The sequence below is a fragment of the Micromonospora sp. GCM10011541 genome, assembly GCF_042650725.1.
Classification (GTDB): Bacteria; Actinomycetota; Actinomycetes; order Mycobacteriales; family Micromonosporaceae; genus Micromonospora; species Micromonospora sicca.
The window spans coordinates 84,684-101,334 of the sequence record NZ_JBHSBP010000105.1 but is presented as its reverse complement, the minus strand read 5'-3'; the positions used below and the strand labels follow the sequence as shown (position 1 = coordinate 101,334).

The 16,651-nt window shown below is 72.3% G+C and carries 14 protein-coding genes and 1 pseudogene; 3 read left to right on the top strand and 12 right to left on the bottom strand.

Annotation, left to right across the window (positions count from 1 at the left end; genetic code table 11):
* Positions 1-138 precede the first annotated feature (138 nt).
* The 3 genes from ACFOYX_RS35750 to ACFOYX_RS35740 all read right to left on the bottom strand — a co-directional run bounded on the left by ACFOYX_RS35750 (position 139) and on the right by ACFOYX_RS35740 (position 5,515).
* Positions 139-3,360, bottom strand: coding sequence for an Ig-like domain-containing protein (locus ACFOYX_RS35750; RefSeq protein WP_322440092.1), 3,222 nt, complete (start codon positions 3,358-3,360; stop codon positions 139-141).
* A gap of 318 nt (positions 3,361-3,678) precedes the next feature.
* The gene (locus ACFOYX_RS35745; RefSeq protein WP_322440093.1) at positions 3,679-4,320 is read right to left on the bottom strand and encodes a hypothetical protein; all 642 of its coding nucleotides are present in this window, start codon (positions 4,318-4,320) and stop codon (positions 3,679-3,681) included.
* A gap of 208 nt (positions 4,321-4,528) precedes the next feature.
* Positions 4,529-5,515 (bottom strand): hypothetical protein, encoded by a 987-nt coding sequence (locus tag ACFOYX_RS35740; RefSeq protein WP_322440094.1) that lies wholly within the window; start codon positions 5,513-5,515, stop codon positions 4,529-4,531.
* Between the two features lie 284 nt (positions 5,516-5,799).
* Here ACFOYX_RS35740 and ACFOYX_RS35735 point away from each other — a divergent pair, with 284 nt between their 5' ends.
* Positions 5,800-6,018 carry a DUF6059 family protein gene (locus ACFOYX_RS35735; RefSeq protein WP_322440095.1) on the top strand — a complete coding sequence of 73 codons (219 nt, stop codon included), beginning with the start codon at positions 5,800-5,802 and terminating at the stop codon, positions 6,016-6,018.
* A gap of 23 nt (positions 6,019-6,041) precedes the next feature.
* On the opposite strand, the gene nhaA is transcribed toward ACFOYX_RS35735, so the two are convergent.
* Positions 6,042-7,358 carry a Na+/H+ antiporter NhaA gene (nhaA, locus tag ACFOYX_RS35730; protein WP_322440096.1) on the bottom strand — a complete coding sequence of 439 codons (1,317 nt, stop codon included), beginning with the start codon at positions 7,356-7,358 and terminating at the stop codon, positions 6,042-6,044.
* 391 nt (positions 7,359-7,749) lie between these two features.
* On the opposite strand from nhaA, the gene ACFOYX_RS35725 reads away from it, so the two are divergent.
* Positions 7,750-8,748 (top strand): ATP-binding protein, encoded by a 999-nt coding sequence (locus ACFOYX_RS35725; RefSeq protein WP_322440097.1) that lies wholly within the window; start codon positions 7,750-7,752, stop codon positions 8,746-8,748.
* Between the two features lie 54 nt (positions 8,749-8,802).
* On the opposite strand, the gene ACFOYX_RS35720 is transcribed toward ACFOYX_RS35725, so the two are convergent.
* The 5 genes and pseudogenes from ACFOYX_RS35720 to ACFOYX_RS35700 all read right to left on the bottom strand — a co-directional run bounded on the left by ACFOYX_RS35720 (position 8,803) and on the right by ACFOYX_RS35700 (position 13,034).
* Positions 8,803-9,177, bottom strand: a complete 375-nt coding sequence (locus ACFOYX_RS35720; RefSeq protein ID WP_322440098.1) for a hypothetical protein — start codon at positions 9,175-9,177, stop codon at positions 8,803-8,805.
* A 7-nt stretch (positions 9,178-9,184) separates the two neighbouring features.
* A pseudogene (locus ACFOYX_RS35715) lies at positions 9,185-9,307 on the bottom strand (DNA-binding response regulator); the annotation flags it as partial.
* A 196-nt stretch (positions 9,308-9,503) separates the two neighbouring features.
* A complete protein-coding gene (locus ACFOYX_RS35710; protein WP_322440099.1) occupies positions 9,504-10,538 on the bottom strand; it encodes a PHB depolymerase family esterase in 1,035 nt (344 codons plus the stop codon).
* Positions 10,539-10,793: 255 nt separating this feature from the next.
* Positions 10,794-12,350: a serine/threonine-protein kinase gene (locus tag ACFOYX_RS35705; RefSeq protein ID WP_322440100.1), complete on the bottom strand. Its 1,557-nt coding sequence runs from the start codon at positions 12,348-12,350 to the stop codon at positions 10,794-10,796.
* Between the two features lie 72 nt (positions 12,351-12,422).
* Entirely contained in the window at positions 12,423-13,034 is a 612-nt protein-coding gene (locus tag ACFOYX_RS35700; protein ID WP_322440101.1) for an FIMAH domain-containing protein, read from the bottom strand.
* On the opposite strand from ACFOYX_RS35700, the gene ACFOYX_RS35695 reads away from it, so the two are divergent.
* Positions 13,020-13,565, top strand: a complete 546-nt coding sequence (locus ACFOYX_RS35695; protein ID WP_336635542.1) for an ATP-binding protein — start codon at positions 13,020-13,022, stop codon at positions 13,563-13,565. The genes ACFOYX_RS35700 and ACFOYX_RS35695 overlap by 15 nt on opposite strands.
* Positions 13,566-13,652: 87 nt before the next feature.
* Here ACFOYX_RS35695 and ACFOYX_RS35690 read toward each other — a convergent pair whose 3' ends face one another.
* From ACFOYX_RS35690 to ACFOYX_RS35680, 3 genes are all read right to left on the bottom strand, one after another.
* Positions 13,653-14,630 carry an aldo/keto reductase gene (locus ACFOYX_RS35690; RefSeq protein ID WP_322440103.1) on the bottom strand — a complete coding sequence of 326 codons (978 nt, stop codon included), beginning with the start codon at positions 14,628-14,630 and terminating at the stop codon, positions 13,653-13,655.
* A 13-nt stretch (positions 14,631-14,643) separates the two neighbouring features.
* Positions 14,644-15,489: an NAD(P)-dependent oxidoreductase gene (locus ACFOYX_RS35685; RefSeq protein WP_322440104.1), complete on the bottom strand. Its 846-nt coding sequence runs from the start codon at positions 15,487-15,489 to the stop codon at positions 14,644-14,646.
* A 101-nt stretch (positions 15,490-15,590) separates the two neighbouring features.
* Positions 15,591-16,436 carry a DUF3152 domain-containing protein gene (locus tag ACFOYX_RS35680; RefSeq protein WP_322440105.1) on the bottom strand — a complete coding sequence of 282 codons (846 nt, stop codon included), beginning with the start codon at positions 16,434-16,436 and terminating at the stop codon, positions 15,591-15,593.
* Positions 16,437-16,651 lie beyond the last annotated feature (215 nt).

Below are 16,651 nucleotides of genomic sequence, written 5' to 3'. Positions count from 1 at the left end.
AAGCCACCTGGCCGTTCCGCCATGGACGATGGCGGCCCCCGCCGACGGATATCCACAGGTACCCAGGAGTGCCCGCAGACCGGTCCGCGTCGGGGCCGGAGTGCTTCCCCCACGCGGACCGGTCCGCGGCCGATCAGCTCAGTTGACGGTCACCGGGATGGTCTTCGGCGGCTGTTGCAGTTGCCCGTAGTTGTCCACCGCTCTGATCGAGACGGTGTAGGCACCTGCCGGGACCACCGGCGACGTGTACGCGAAGTTGGACCCCGGGGAACCCTGACTGGTGAGGAAGGCCGAGATCCAGGGTGAGCCGCCGAACACACCGGCGGAGTTCATCCCCTGACCGGCGCTGTTGAGGATCTGGACCTCCACCCGGGCCATCCCGACGTCGTCCACGGCACGTCCGGTGACCACGATCCTCGAGTCGGTGTAGACCTGGCCGTCCTGCGGGGTCAGGCTCGGTTCCAGCCGGGGATCGAGGTCGCCCGGGTACACGAGGTATCGAGCGGTGGCGCCGGAGGTCGAACCATCCTGCTGGCCCGCCGTGTCGACGGCCCACGCCTCGACGCTGTACTCACCCTTGGTCGGCAGGTCGATCGGCAGGCCGAACGTGGTGCTGGTCGCCCCGGGCGAGGCGAGGGTGGCGTTCACCGTGGCGAAGCTGGCCGCCATGGTGCCGTTCGGCTGCACGTACCGGCCGGTGTCCAGGTCGCGCAGCGCCACCCGCACGCCCTGCACGCCCTTGTCGTCGGTCGCCGTGCCGGCCAGGTCGAGGTGCAGCTGCTCGACGTTCTGGTCGACACCGGTGAAGCTCAACAGACCGTTCGGGAAGGCGTCACCGGGTACCTGGGCGGTGACGCTGAGCCGGCCCATGTTGGCGCTCGCCGTGGTCAGGCCCAGGTTGTCGGTGGCCCGTACCCGGAAGTCGTACACGCCGGGCGTGAGCGGCGCGGTGGTGTAGGACCAGTTGTACGACGCGGCGTTGAGGTTCGTCGGCGAGATCCGGTAGTAGGCCGCGATCGAGTCGGCGCCCCACGTGCCGTCGGCGGCCAGCGCCTCGCGCGTGGTGTTGTTGCGCAGGTAGATCTCGACCGACTTCAGGGCGTCGTCGTCGCCGGCGGTCCCGGAGAAGGTGATCGAACCGCCGGGCGCGACGGTGATCGGTGCGGCAGCGGTGGGCGGTGTCATCGGCACGGGGTTGCTGATGGCCACCGTCGGCGGGACACCAGTCGCCGAGATGATCCAGTCCCGGGTGTCGCCGCGCAGGTCGCTCTGACCGGCGGTGTCGATGGCGGTGGCGGTCATCTTCCAGTCGCCCTCGACGGGGAGGGTCACCTCGACCTGCCAGGTGGCCGACAGCGCGCCGATGACGTCCGGCTCGCCGCGGAACGTGTTGTAGACCGGGGCGACGCTCCCGTCGTCCTGCAGGTACTGGTTGTTCGGGGTGCGGAACGAGTACGTCAGCGCGCTGACGCCCTTGTCGTCACTGGCGGTGCCGGTGGCGATGAAGGTCTTGGTGGTGAGCAGGCCGCCGGTCGGCGCGGTGATCCTCGTCGACGGTGGCAGGTCGTCGAACCGGAAGGTCTCGATCTTCTTGACGGCCTTCGTAGCATCGCTCGCGCCGTCGCGAGCGACCGTCTTCGCCTGGAGCTGGTATTCGCCGGTGGGCAGCGACACCGACACCGACCACGAGGTCGAGGGACTGTTCACCGCTGCCACGGTCGCGTTGATGCTGTTCGCCGCACCCCACGTCACGAGGTCGTCCTGCAGGTACTGCTTCGAGTTCCGGTTCTGGATCTCCACCTGGACCCGGGTGACACCGGCCGGAGCGGTCGCCTTGCCGTCGATCACGAACGCCGCGTTGGCGGGCTTGACCGCTCCCTCGATGGGCGTGGCGATCGTCGTGTCGACCGACGAGGCCGCCGGCGCCCGGCTGAGGTCGAAGAATCCGACCCGCCCGACCGTCTTGGCACCCTTGATGTTGCCGTCGCCGCCGACGAACAGACCTCGCGGGGTGGCCAACATGGCCTTCTCGCCCTCGTACGAGTTGGAGCCCGGGTTCCATTCGAGCGCCGTGCCGGTCTTCGGGTCGAGCGCGCCGAGGTGGTCACGGCGGACCACCTGGTCGCCGAGACCGTAACCGCTCAAGCCCTGCCCGGTGCCGTAGCCGACGTTGTCCAGCCCAGGCCAGGGGACGTTGGAGGTCGGCGATTCCTGCCAACTGAAGTGGCCGCCGACGTACACGGCCGTTTCGGTGATGGCGACCGAGTAGACGCTGTCGAAGTGCCGGGACACCCAGATCGGCTGGACGTTGTCGTTGCCGGTCACCGGGAACGCGATCGCGGTGTCGTTGATCGGCGGGCGGTCGCCGCCCGAGCCGCTGGTGACGACGAAGTAGGAGTCGTTCGGCGCGATGTCACCGGCGAAGACCCGTTGGATGCCGCCGACGAAGGAGAGGTTGTCCTCCCACAGGCGGGTGCGCCACGGCAGCAGGGCCTTGGTGGCGGTGTTGATGAGACCGACGCCGTAGCGGTCCTGGCCGGCGATCTGCCGACCAGTGTGGACGACCAGCAGCTTGCTGTCGTCGTGCGTCAGCTTGAGCTGCTGCACGGTGAGCAGGCCGCCGACGCCGATGCCGCCGGACAGGGGCAGGTTGAATCCGCTGTCCACCGCGCCGGTGGTCGGGTTGAGCGCGACCAGGCCGCTGCGACTCACGCCGTTCACCTTCGTGAACTGGCCGCCGACGTACACCGCGGTCTTGCTCACGGCCAGAGCGGTCGCGCGTGCGTCCGCGGTTGCGGTGAACGCCGCGATCGGAGCACCGGTGACCGGGTTCAGCCGTACGATCTTGCGCTTCGCGACCCCACCGACCGTGTTGAACGATCCGGCGACATACAGCGACGAGCCGTCCGGTGCGGCTTCGACGGCCTCGACGGAGCCGTCGAACGTCGGCCGGAAGCCGGTATCGATCTTCCCCGTGTCGATGTTGTACGCCGCCAGCGACCGCTGGGCGATCGGCGTCGCGCCGACGTTCGCGATCGACGTGAACGAGCCGGCGATGAAGACCCGGTTTCCGATCAACGCGATGTCGGTGATCTCGCCGTTGGTGATCCTCGGCGTGTCGGTGCGCGGCGCACTCGGCACCAGCCCGGTGTGCCCCGGCACCGGTAGGGCCGCGATCGTGGCGGTACGGACGGCGGTGCGCGTGGCGTCGCCGCCCACCGTCTTCAGGACGGTGCGCGTGGTGGTGCTCGCGGCATTGTCGGCGAGCTTGCCCGCCGCCGTGCTCGCAGCCGCCGGCAGGCCCGTCAACACGACAGCCCCGGCGACCAGACCCGCAACGGTGCGGCTCCGAACGTGCATCGAGACAACCCCCTGTAACGCCCGAATCGCGCTACCGGGTCGGCCCCCGGCAGCGTCCACTCGCCGGCGTGCCGGAGTCACCGTAGGAGTCAGTGGCCCCTCGCGGTACGGCGGCCGCCGGAAACGGACCGCTCGACATCAATTCCGGCCCCACCGGCGGGCCCCGTCACCTTCGGATCCACACCCGCTCCACCAATCGGATCGGTGCACGGCTGCCCATCGGGCCGCCGCCTGTCTGATCGACCCATTCGACTGGCCGCCGGTCGAGCGAGCGAGGATTCCACCCCCGACCGGCGCCCGGTGTCCACGGCGCGCTCTTCATTGACAGGCTGGCGCGGTGTCCGACGAGGCTGAGCGGTAGCGGGGCCTGCGCCGTCCCGGGTTGCGCCACATCGGGTAGGCGGTGGTGCCGTCGGGAAGCGTGAAGGGCTCGTGGGAAACGTAGCCGTGCCGGACGTAGAGGTCTCGGTCGGCGGTGGTGGTGGCCTCGGTGTATGCGGGCAACAGGCCGCGGTCCATCCAGGCGTTGCTGCTGGCGAGCAGCGTCGCGGCGCGACTGATCGGCCGCGGGCTCGGTGTCACCGCGAAGAACGCCAGGTGGTTGTGGGGACCGGCGGGCCGATGGGTGCCCAGGACGTCGTTCAGTTGGATGAAGCGGTCGAGGTGGTCGCCGCAGGCGACGGCGAGCCGTTCCCCGTAGCCGGTCGGGGGTGGGATGGGGCCGTACCGGTGGAACCAGACGGCGGCGGCCGAGCGGTCGTTGAGGAGGTAGGCCTCGCCGAAGAGGAGCGCGTGCTCGGTCCAGATCCGGGCGACGGTGGTGAGCACGTCCCGTCGACGGCGTTCGTCGGGCACGAGCCACGCGCCGATGGGATCGCGGGCGAGGGATTCGGCGACAAGCTCGGCGATGTCGGCGATGTCGCACCATCGGGCACGTTCGACCGGCAGCGAATTGTTCACAGGTACTCCTGGTAGGTACGGCGGTTGGCAGACGGCGTTTGCCGAAGCGCGATGCGGGCTCGGTAGGCCAGCTCCAGGCGGCACCTGACGCGCCCGGAGGGCGGGCAGAACCTTCCGCGGAACTCGAGCGTCGGCGAGCAGCGGCACGGGCAGGGCCAGCCCTGCCCGTGCATGGGCATTCAGGCGGCAGCGATGCTGGCGGCTTCGCTCAGGCGGGTCTGGTGTCCGGCTGACGCGATCGGTCCGCGAGCGTGGCGCCCCGGGCCACGGCACAGCCCTGCGGTTCGAGTTCTGGCGTCCACGAGCGGAGCGAGGCGTCGGCAGCCCCGGTTCCGCCACCGGCGGGGCCGTTACCGGCCGTGCTGCCAGGGCTGGCAGGGGTCAAGCCATCGGAGCGAGTCGGTTCGGCGGGCAACCGCAGCGCGGTCTCCCTGGCCGTGCCCGCTGACGGCCGGCCGCTCGCTGCTGGCTCCCAGGTCGGTGGGGGTGGCAGGGCTTTCGGGTGGATCGCGACGATCGGCAGGGCGGGACGGGCCACCGCAGCGGGGCTGGTGATCGTCGGCGGCCGGCCGGCTGGCGTCGGGGTGAACTCGACCGGATCGCCGGGAAAAGTCGGGGGCGCTGCGGGTCCGCCGATGATCGGCTGGACCAGGTCGAGCACCGGACCGACGACGGGACCCAGGACCTCGACGATCGGCTGGGTCACCGGGCGGACGACCGCGCCGACCGGTTCGAGCAGCCCCGCCCCGGCGGTCTGCCGCACAATCGGCGACGCGAGGCCCACGACCGGACGCGTCACCGGCTCGGTCGCCTCGACGACCCTTTCCACGTCGGCAACTGCCGATACGTCCACCACCGTCCGTACCGGTGCCGACACCTCCGACCGCTCAGCCGCGGGCCCGCCGACCGTGGTCCCCGGCTCCGTGCCCGCCGGCCGGCGCGTCGCGCCCGTCGACCTCGGTGGGGCCGCAGCGGTATCGCCGTCGATGCGGGCTGCTGGCTCGTCGACAGCCGGCCCGGTGAGCGAGTAGGGACCGCAGGGCAGCGGAGCGCCGAGCAGCCGGCCGGCTCCGTTGAGCACGTCACGCAACAGGCAAGGTCGGGCGGGCCCGGCAGCGTGTGCGGCGTCGTCGGCGATCGCGTCGTACCCGCCCCATACGCCGAGGACTCCACCGAGCAGGAGGAGGCCACGCATTGTCGTCCGAGCGAGTCGGCCGCGACATCGCACCACGGGACCTCCGAGCGGAACTCCGCTTTCCCACGCCAGGCTCCGATTTTGCCTCCGGTGAGCCTCCAGGCACTCTCCGACACGCACGTCGGGCCGTTACCGGCCGGGACACGCCCCCACGTCGAGCGTTTCTCGAGCCGATCCACCGACCATGGACTCACCGGCGCCGGCGGGCGTCGGGGCGATGCGGCCAGAAGTCGGCGAGGGTGGTGAGGTCGGTGCCGGCAGGGTATGTGCGGTGGCTCCGGGCGGTGTCGCGGACACTGTGGCGGGGCCTGCAACACTGCGGGGCCGGCTACACCGGCCTGATCCTGCCGCCACCCGCCGCGGCGCCGGAACCGGACGGAACAACCGCGACGGTCACCGCCCCGGCATCGGGGCATCCGGAGCGGCTCGCGGCCCATGTGCCGATGTCGCGGGTGGAGAAGCGACTCTGGGCGGACCTCGGTCACCACCACCGGGCCGACTGAGCGGTCGGAGCGGGACGATCGCGTCAGCCCGACGGCCGGTCGGACTCCGGCTGGTAGATGTCCGGCACGCCGTCCCGGTCGCGGTCGGCGGTCTCCGCCTCGTACACCCGGCGGTAGAGCCGCCCCCGGGCGCGCAGAATGATCGTGGCCACCATCGCGGCGAGCAGCGACCCGGTGAGCACAGCGACCTTGGCGTGACCGTCGCGTTCACTGCCCAGACCGAAGGCCAACTCGCCGATGAGCAGCGACACGGTGAACCCGATGCCGCCGAGGAGGGCCAGGCCGAGCACGTCGAGCCAGTTGAGACCCTCGTCCAGATCCGCGCGGGTGAAGCGGGAGACCAGCCAGGTGGCGGCCATGATGCCGACCGGTTTGCCGACGACCAGGCCGACGACGATGCCGAGCGCGACGCGGTCGGTCAGCGCGGTGGCCAGGCCGGCGGCACCGCCGACGGTGACCCCGGCGGAGACGAAGGCGAAGACCGGCACCGCGATGCCGGCGGAGATCGGCCGGAACCGGTGCTCGAAGTGCTCGGCCAGACCCGGGCCGGCATCCGGCCCCCCCGCGGCCTGACTGCGGATCACCGGGACGGTGAAGGCCAGCAGGACGCCGGCCACGGTGGCGTGCACCCCGGACGCGTGCACCAACGCCCAGGTCACGACCGCCAGTGGCAGGAGCAGCCACCAGGAGCGGACCCGCCGCTGCACCAGTACGGTGAAGATCGCGAGCGGGACCAGCGCGCCGAGCAGCGGGAGGACCGACAGGTGCGCCGTGTAGAAGACGGCGATGATCACGATCGCCAGCAGGTCGTCGACGACCGCCAGGGTGAGCAGGAAGGTGCGCAGCGCCGACGGCAGGAAGCGCCCGGCCACGGCCAGCACGGCGAGGGCGAAGGCGATGTCGGTGGCGGTCGGGATCGCCCACCCCTTCGCGCCGTCACCGCCCGCGATCAGGGCGTAGAGCACGGCCGGTACGAGCACGCCGCCCGCCGCCGCCGCGACCGGCACCGCCGCCCGGCGTGGGTCCCGCAGGTCGCCGGCGACGAATTCGCGCTTCAGTTCCAGCCCCGCGACGAAGAAGAAGATCGCCAGCAGGCCGTCGGCGGCCCAGGTGGCCACGCTGAGGTCCAGGTGTAGCGACGCCGGGCCGAAGCGGAGGTCGCGCAACGTGTGGTAGCCGTCCGACCAGGGGGAATTCGACCAGGCCAGGGCGAGCAGCGCGCCGACGAGCAGCAGCGCTCCGCCGACCGTCTCCTTGCGGAGGATGGCGGAGATGCGACTGGTCTCGCCCCACGAGCGGCGGGCGAAGAGGCTGGCTCGGCGCCGGGCGGCGTCGGTCACGGGATCTCCTCGTCGACAGGGGTCGCGTCGTTCATCGCCGACCAGACTTCCCGGCACACCGCTGACTACCGTATCCGGCGGCCGCGCGGCCAAACCCCGGAGGGCCCTCGTGCCGTGCGGCGAGTCGCCGGTGGCCGGCCGGACCGGTGCAACGTCGCGCTGAGCGGGGGTCGGGGGACCGCGCTAGGCTCGCCCCACGGGCCCTACCCCGTCGGGCATCACCGACTTCGACAGCTACGCCGACGCCGTACCGCCCCGGCTTTGCCCCTCCTTCCCGGAAGGCGTGGTGTCACATGGCGGACGGGCCTCCGATCCTCGTCGGCGTTCCCGACGGCACGGGGTGGGTCGGCACCGGCACCGGTGTCCGCGGCACGGCGGCCGAGGGGTCGCCATGACGGATCCGGCCTCGCCCGTCGCGTGGGACTTCGTGCACGCCGCCCTGATCGTCGACTCGGAAGACGCCCTGCGCGCCCGGCTCGTCCCCGCGCTGCGGCGGTCGGTCGCGGCGCACGAACGGGTCCACCTGCTGGTCGGCGCGCACGTCGAACGGGTCCTCCGCGACGCCCTGGGCACCGTGGCCGACCGGCTCGAATGGGGCGAACGCGCCACCTTCCACCTGCGGCTGGGCTTCGCGTACGAGCGGCTCCGCCGGTATCTGGCCGCTCAGCACGCCGCCGGCAGCAGCGTCCACGTGATCACCGAGGCCGACGTGTCGGCCCCAGGGCGGGACGCCCCGGTTGACCGCGCCACCGCCCACCTGTCGTACGAGTCCGCGTGCGGCGACGCCTACGCCGACTACGGCTGCGCGGTCACCTGCCTCTGGGACAGTCGGCGCCACCCCACGCCCCTCATCGAGAGCGTCCGGACCCTGCACAACCACGAACTCACCGACAGCGGTTGCCTGCCCAACTCGGGGCACGTCGGGTCAGCCGACTACCTGCGGCGGATCAGCGAGATCCCGCTTGCCGCCGTGCCGACGATGGTGGACCTCGACGTCGGCCTGGTGGCCCTCGATCAGCTCACCCCGCTCCGCAGCGCGCTGCGCGGCTGGGCCGAGGCGAGATCGTTCGACGCGGACGCGACGGGTGACGTCGTCGTCGCGGTCACCGAGGTGGCCACGAACGGCCTGGTCCACGGCGCGCTCCCGGTACGCCTGCGGTGCTGGCACCACGGGGACACGCTCATCGTCCAGATCGACGACTCGGGCGACCGCCCGATCCCCCCGACGGCCGGCTTCCGCGGGCCCGGCAGCGCGGACCGGGTCGGCGGGCGAGGTCTCTGGCTGGCCCGACAACTCGCCGACGTGGTGACCATGCACTGCGGGGAGAGCAGCACCAGCGTACGGTTGCACTTTCCGCACGTGGGCACGCCCGGTCGGCCGGCCGGCTGACCGGGCCGCCGACAGCGGCGGCCCCGAGCCGACGTCAGGCCCGCGCCGGCGTGGTCAGCGCCGCAGTTCGCGCCAGGCCGGGTCGCCCCCGCGCCAGGCGCCGGCGAGAATGCTGGCCGAGCCACGGCTGGGGCACTCCTGCACCTTCGACCGTCCGAGGGCGCCGCCGATCTGCGCCTGGACCTCCCACCGCTGCCCATCCGTGCGGATGTACACATCGCGACGCCCACGTGCCGTCGCGTCCCCATTCCACCAGTGCTCCTCGACGATCACCTCGCGACGGTATCTCAACTGGTGGCCGGACCGCACCGCCCGGCAGCCGGATCGGGACCGGACCGCCGCCGGGCTCCGGGCGTCGTACCGGACAGAAGCCGCGGTGGCGGCCATCGGGGCGGCGAACGCCTCCCCGACGAAGGTGCCAATCGTCAACGAGTCGCTACTGTCGGTAGCCCAATCCCGACTCGGTGATCAGCTGCCGGGGCCGGGCGGGGTCGTCCTCCAGCTTGCGCCGGGCCATGTACTGGCGCAGGTAGTTGGTGTCGTGAGGTCGAACCGGGCCGGCAGGTCGGCCACCACCCGCCGCCCTCCGCCCGACCGAGGTGGCGCAGGTCCGCCATGAGCCTGAGGTTCTTCGCGAGTACGCCCTGCGCGGGCAGGTCGCCTCGACGGCCGGCCGTGGGGTGGTTGTCGTCGTCATGCCGGTCAGCGTGCCGACGGCGGGGATCACCACGGTTTCACGCCTCCGGAACGGCGGGTCAACCGTCCAGGCGGCGGACCATGTTCATGATGCTTTCCACCTGGGCCCCGCCCTTGATCGGGTAGTTGCTGCCGCCGAGGTAACCCCACCAGTCCCAGCATCCGTTCGGGTTCACCCCGGACGATGTCGCCTGCGGGTAGAGGACGATCAGCCGGTTGGTGTCGGCGTACTGGTTGAGGTTGGCCCGGTCGACGAAGGCGGTGCCGACCTTGGAGTAGCCCTGCACGCAGCCGTGCAGGGCGACCAGCAGCCGACAGGTCTGCCCGCCGGCACAGGCGCTCGGGATGTACGCGAAGCCGTTGGCGTCCATGCTCAGGCCGTTGGCCCAGCCGTTGACCGCGAAGGCGTCCTGGCTGAACCGGATCAGCGTGCCACCGAGCGGGCCGGTGTTCGGCGCCGCCACCGAGCCGAGGAGCTTGCCGAGGAAGGCCCCCTGCGGGTCGGTGCCGCAGTCGTTGAGGTACGGCGAGGCGGTCGCCGTGCAGCCCACCGTGCCGTACGGGGTGACCCAGGCATGCCCGGCGGCGCTGCCGGCGTCGTACCGCACGCTGGCCCCGAAGTCCTGGTAGTAGCGGACCAGGTCGTCGGTGACGGACTTCTTCACCGTGTTGTCGTTGCCGCCGTGGTAGACGTACACGGGCTGGCCGGCGAGGTTACCGGTGCCGTCGATCCAGCCGTAGGACGCCCAGCTGCGGGTGTAGCTCTCCAACGTGGAGACGTACGTCGGGTAGATGTTGTCGCCGCAGCCGTAGAGCGCCTGCGAGACGTTGTTCTGCGCGCAGTAGTAGGGCCCGGCCGCGAAGACGGCGGCGCCGCGGATCCGCGCCGAGTAGGCGACCTGGAGCTGGGTGGCCATGTACCCGCCGGAGGAGACCCCGGCGACGTAGACGGCGGAGACGGGGTACGTGCCGAGCGAGCCGGCGACCGGGGGCTTGGTGTACGGCGTGCTCGCCGCCCGGGCGGCGACGCCGCCGGGCAGGACCAGGAGGAGGACGGCGGCGAGGGTGGTGACGGCTTTCCACGGTGACTTCATGGCGTTCTCCCGTCCGAGCGCCGGCGGGACGACCGGCGCGCGAGGACGCTAACGTGATATCGGCCACAGCAGATATCCGCACGGCCGACACCTCGGCGGTCGCGGGAGTGTGGGGCTTCCACCCGACCGCCGTTTCCGCCCCGCAGGCCGGGCACGCCGTCCGCGCGTTGCCGGGGGGTCCGGCAGCCGGGTGCGGAACTGGCAGTTGGGTGGGCGGACCGCGTATGCCTGCCCGGTGGACCAGCCGCCGGGACGTCAACCGTCGCCCTTCTCCTCCTCGCCATTCTTGTCTTCCTTGCCCTTGCGGTCGTCCTTCTTTTCACCGTTCTGCCCGGGAGCGGGCCGACTGGTCTGTCCGGCGACGGTGAGTGTGCTGCGACAGGACGTTCCGTTCAGGCGGAACTGGTCGGGCAGGGAGGTGGTCCCCCGGTAGGTCACTGCCACGGTGGCGGTGACGGTCCGCGTGGGCGGAAGGTTACCGATGCTGGCCTGGATCGTGTCGCCGCTCTGCCGCCAACTGCCCGGAGAGCCCTGGACGAGGCGCTGGTGGCTGGGGAGGCTGAACGCCAGCCGCGCGTCGTCGATGGGCACCGGGCCGGTGTTGGTGATGCTGACCCGAGTGGAGGACCGGCCGTCGACGGCGCCGCTGAGGGAGTACCGGACACTGCACTCCGGCTGGCGTTGGCCGATGCCCTCGACGGCGGTCGGGGTGCGGGCCTCGGTCGGATCACCGCCGGACGAGCCCTCGGCGGACAGGGCGACGGCCACCGCCCCGGAGGCCAACATCGCTGCGGCGGCGGCCCCAGCGACGGCCGCCCGCCGCGACGGAGGGAGCCGCCGCCATCGGTCCAGGGGCACCGCGACGAGCCGCGACGCCGGGACGGCGGCTACGACCAGGCCGCGCGCCGGAGACCAGCTACGGGTGGGTGCCGGCTCCGGGGTGATTCCGGCGCCGTCGTTGAGGGTGCCAGCGAGCAGCAGCGTGGCCGGGGATAGGCCGGCGACGGCGCCGAGGACCGAAGCCGCCTCGGCGGCCGGCGGACGGTCGACCGGTTCCTTCGCAAGGCAGCGGCGGCACAGCTCACCGATCTCCGGAGGCAGGTCTGCGATGTCCGGCAGCGCGGCCGGTTCGTGGTAGCGATGGGCGGCGACCATCTGGGTGGTGGTGGAGGCCCGCCACGGCAACCGGCCGGCCAGGGCGCGGTAGAGGAGCAACCCCAGCGCGTACACATCGGTGGCCGGGTGTACCGCACCTTGTTCCAGCCGCTCGGGGGCCAGGTATGCCGGGGTACCCAGCAGCCCTTCGGGCAGCCCTTCGGGATCGCCGGAAGTAGCCGAGATGCCGAAGTCCACCAGCTTGACCCCACCGCCGGCCACCATCACGTTGCCGGGCTTGACGTCCCGGTGCACGACCCCGCGCCGGTGGGCGGCGGCCAGTGCCTCGGCGACCTGGGCGCAGATCAGCACGGCCACCCGCCAGGGCAGCGGGCCGCCGGTGAGCAGCTGGGACAGCGAGCGGCCCTCGACGACCTCCATGACCACGTACGGCACCGGCGGTCCGCCGGAGGCGGTGGCCTCGCCGTAGTCGTACACCTCGACGATGTTCGGGTGGCGGAGCCGGGCCGCGGAGCGGGCCTCGGCCCGGATCCGGTGCAGCAGTTGGGGATCGGCCGCCAGCTCCGGGGAGAGCAACTTCACCGCCACGTCCCGGCCGAGCACCTCGTCGTGGGCACGCCAGACCACCGACATGCCGCCCGCACCCAGCCGCTCGAGCAACCGGTAACGACCATCCAGCATCGACTCGACGTCCACGGTCGGAAAGTGCCCCGGCCGGCGTTCCGGAAAACACCGGACGGTGGGGCCCCCGGGGTCGGGTGACGGGCGTCAGCGGCCGGGCAGCGCCTGGGCGAGCTGCGTCGCCCCGGCGATGAGGATGTCGTATCCGTTGGCGCCGATCTTGCCTTCGCGGCGCAGGTCGGTCAGCTCCTCGGCGAACTCCCGCAGGTTCTCCCGCGCCTTGTCCGGCTCACCGTCGGCAATCCGCTCCTCCGCCTCGCGCAACCGTTTCCGCAGCTCTTTGCCGTCGCCTGGGCGTAGCTGCCGCTGCTGCACGAGACCGTCCACCGTGGCCCGCAACCCCGCAACCAGTTCCGCCGGGTTGGCCGCCCGCCGCGGGGACGAAGGGGAAGGGGAAGGGGAAGGGGAACTGACGGGGGTGGGCGAAACCTCGTCGATCACGGGTTCGGTGGGATCGACGGGCGCGGACGTGTCGATCGCCACGGTGGGACCGGTGGTGGGGCCAGCGTCCTCATCACCGCCGAAGGCCAGCATGAGCGTGGCGACCACCAGCACGACGGCCGCTCCCCCCACCGCCAGCCACATCAGCCGGCTTGCGTCGTCCGGGGACCGGTGGCGACTGCCGGCCGGGCGGACCAACGGCAACACGCTCGTGGGCAGGGCCACGTCGGCGCCGCGCGAGTCATGGGGGGCGGACACGCCGGACATCATGCCACGAGCGGCCGGCGACCCGGAGCCTCTTCCTGCGCCAGGCCGGGGCTCGACCTACGGTGGTCGGGTGCGTCAAGCCCTGCTCCCCGCCATCTGGGACAGCTGCGCACGTCGCCGCCGCCGCCACGGGCCATCGAACTCGAGAAGTGGAACCTCGGCACCCCCGCGGAACTGCGCAAGCTGCGGGCGTCGCTGCGCGCGGCGTTGACCCGCTACGGCCTGACCCAGGGGGAGGAACTCGACGAGGTGCCCGGCCTGGTCGTGCTGGTCGCCACCGAGCTGGCGAGCAACGCGCTGCGGCACGGTATCCCGCCGACCATCGTCACGCTGCTGGCCACCGATGACTGCTTCATGCTCGACGTCGCCGACCACGACCTGACGACGGTGCCCGAGCTGGCCGACACCCACCCGCTCGACTCGGGCGGCCGCGGGCTGCTGCTGTCGCAGTCGGTCTCCCTGGCCGTCGGCTGGTACGCGACGGAGGACACCAAGAACATCTGGGCGTCCTTCCCCCGCTGACCCGCCGCGCTGTCGGCCCTTGCCGGGCCGAGGTACGGGGTATGCCTGAGGGCGGACTGCCACGACGGCAACGGAGGCAACCGCCGGCTAGAAGCCAGCCACCGGGTGCGGGACGTACGGCCCCTCCAGCGCCGCCACCTCCTCGTCGGTCAGCTCCAGCTCCAGCCCGGCCACCGCGTCGGTCAGATGGTGCGGCTTGGTCGCGCCGACAATCGGCGCGGTCACCGTCGGATCGCGCGCCACCCAGGCCAGCGCCACCTGCGCCCGGGGTACGCCCCGCGCCGCCGCCACCCGGGCGACCGCCTCGACCACCGCCCGGTCCGGCTCCTCGGTCCGCGCGTAGAGCCCCCGGCCGAACTCGTCGGTCTCCGCCCGCGCGGTCCGCTCCCCCCAGTCCCGGGTCAGCCGGCCCCGGGCCAGCGGGCTCCACGGGATCACCGCGATCCCCTGGTCCGCGCAGAGCGGCAGCATCTCCCGCTCCTCCTCGCGGTAGAGCAGGTTGTAGTGGTTCTGCATGGAGACGAACCGGGTCCAGCCGTGCCGTTCCGCGGTCCAGAGCGCCTTGGCGAACTGCCAGGCGTACATCGAGGAGGCGCCGAGATAGCGGACCTTGCCGGCGCGGACCAGGTCGTGCAGCGCCTCCAGGGTCTCCTCGATCGGCGTACCCGGGTCCAGCCGGTGGATCTGGTAGAGGTCCACGTAGTCGGTGCCGAGCCGGCGCAGGCTGGCGTCGATCTCGCTCATGATGTGCTTGCGGGACAACCCGCCCCGGTTCGGCCCCGGACCCATCCGGCCGTGCACCTTGGTCGCGATGACCACCTCGTCGCGGCGGGCGAAGTCCTTCAGCGCCCGGCCGACGATCTCCTCGCTGGTGCCGTCGGAGTAGACGTTGGCGGTGTCGAAGAAGTTGACCCCCAGCTCCACCGCCTGCCGGATGAACGGCCGGCTCTGGTCCTCCGGCAGCGACCACGGGTGCGCGCCGCGCGCCGGGTCGCCGTAGCTCATGCAGCCCAGGCAGAGCCGGGACACCTCCAGACCGGTGGACCCGAACTTCACGTACCGCATGCGGTGGGCCTCCTCAGCGCCAGCCGTGCTTCGGCTCGTAGCCGAGCACCCGGCGGGCCTTGTCGATGGAGAGCAGCGTCTCGTTACCGGTCAGCTCCCGGCGCACCGGAACCCCGGGGAAGACCTCCGCGGCCAGCTCGGCGGTGGGGCGGCTCATCACGGTGTCGGCGTTGGCGATGATGAAGACGGCCATGCCGGTCGCGTCGTGCTCCAGCGCCCGGCGGACCGCCTGCGCCCCGTCCCGGGCGTCGATGTAGCCCCACAGGTTCCACGAGCGCAGCGACGGATCGGCGTCGTACCCGGGAAAGGCGGCGTAGTCGGCCGGCTCCATCACGTTGGAGAAGCGCAGCCCGATCGCCTTGAGCCGGGGCTCCCAGCGGCAGAACTGGGCGACCATCTGCTCCTCGAGATGCTTCGCCAGCGCGTACGACGTCTCCGGCCGGGCCGGGTACTCCTCGTCCACCGGCAGGTACGGCGGCGGGGTCCCGAACGGCAGGCCGAGCAGCGTCTCGCTGGACGCCCAGACCACGTTGGTGATGCCGACCGCCCGGGCGGCGGAGAAGACGTGGTAGCTGGCGGTGATGTTGTTGCGGAAGGTCACCGCGTTCCCGGCCACACCCGGCCCCGGGATGGCGGCCAGGTGCACCACCGCGTCCACCCCCGAGTAGCGCTCGTCGATGCCGGTGAACGCCTCCAGCACCTGACCCTGGTCGGTCAGGTCGATCCGGGTGAACGGGCAGCGCGGCTCGGCCGGCGCGACCAGGTCCAGGTTCACCACGTCGTACGAGTGGGCGAGCAGCTCCTCCACGACCGCGCGGCCGAGCTTCCCGCTGCCTCCGGTGACCACGACCCGACTCATCCGCCGTCCCCTCTCCCGGGGCCCCACGCCCCTGCCCGCCGCGCCACGTGTCCGCGGTCCATCTCACCACCCGCCGGGCGTCATGTGCAGTGCGGGACGGGTCAGTCCTCCGCCGGGATCGGGTCGTCGTACTGGCCGGACGGACCGGTGTGCAGGGCGCCGTCCACCCGGGGCCAGGCGTTCGGCAGGCAGCCGTGCAGGCCGAGGGTCTGCTGCTCCATCACCGGCGCCGGCCCGCCGACCCGGGGACACAGCTCGTGGCCCCGGCCCAGGCGGTGACCGACCTCGTGGTTGAGCAGGTACGGCCGATAGCTGCCCAGATCGTCGAACTGCGGCACGCCGCGGGCCCACCGGGCGACGTTGATCACCACCCGGTCCCCGTTGCGGCAGGAGGTGTAGTGGTCGGACGGGTCCGCACAGAGTTCCCCCCGGGTCACCGGGGTGGCCAGCAGCACGGTGAAGTCGTCCGGCTCGTCCGGGCCGACCCGCTGGAGCCGCCACTCGCCGCCGCCGGTCCAGCCCCGCGGATCGGCGAGGATCACCGCGACCTCCCGGCCGAAGCGCTCCACGTCCACCTCGTCGATGCCCTCCTCGACCGCGACCCGGTAGCGGAGCAGCGGGCCACTGCGGCCCGCCGCGGCGCCACGGGCGCTGGCGGTGCGGAAGTTCCCCGTGCCCCGGGCCGGGTAGCTGAGGGTCGGCTCGGACGGCCGGACGACCCGGCCCGCCGCGGGCACGGCCGGTGCGGGCGTCGACGTCGCCGGGGCCGGGCCGGCGGACCGGACGCCGGCCCTGACCAGCAGGTCGGGGCCGCCGCGCCGCGCGGCGTACGCGCCACCGGCGGCCAGCCCGACCGCCACGGCCAGCGCCAGCAGGGTCACCGAGCCGGCGCGGGACGCCCGGCGTCGGCGGTGCAGGCCGATGTCCCGCCTGGTACGCCCGCCCACATCGATCTCCGTCCGTCGCCGCCCCGGGTCCGCCGAGGAGTACGGACGACGGGGCCGGTCAGTTGACCCGTAGCGGGAGAATCCGCCGCGGAGGGTCGATGGTGAGGTCGCTCACGGGTCGCGGCGCCCGGGCCGCCGGTACCGTTCGGGGCGGGTGTGCACCTCGCCACCCGGGGTCGGCCGCACCGGAACGACCGTGGAGAAGGGGTCAACCC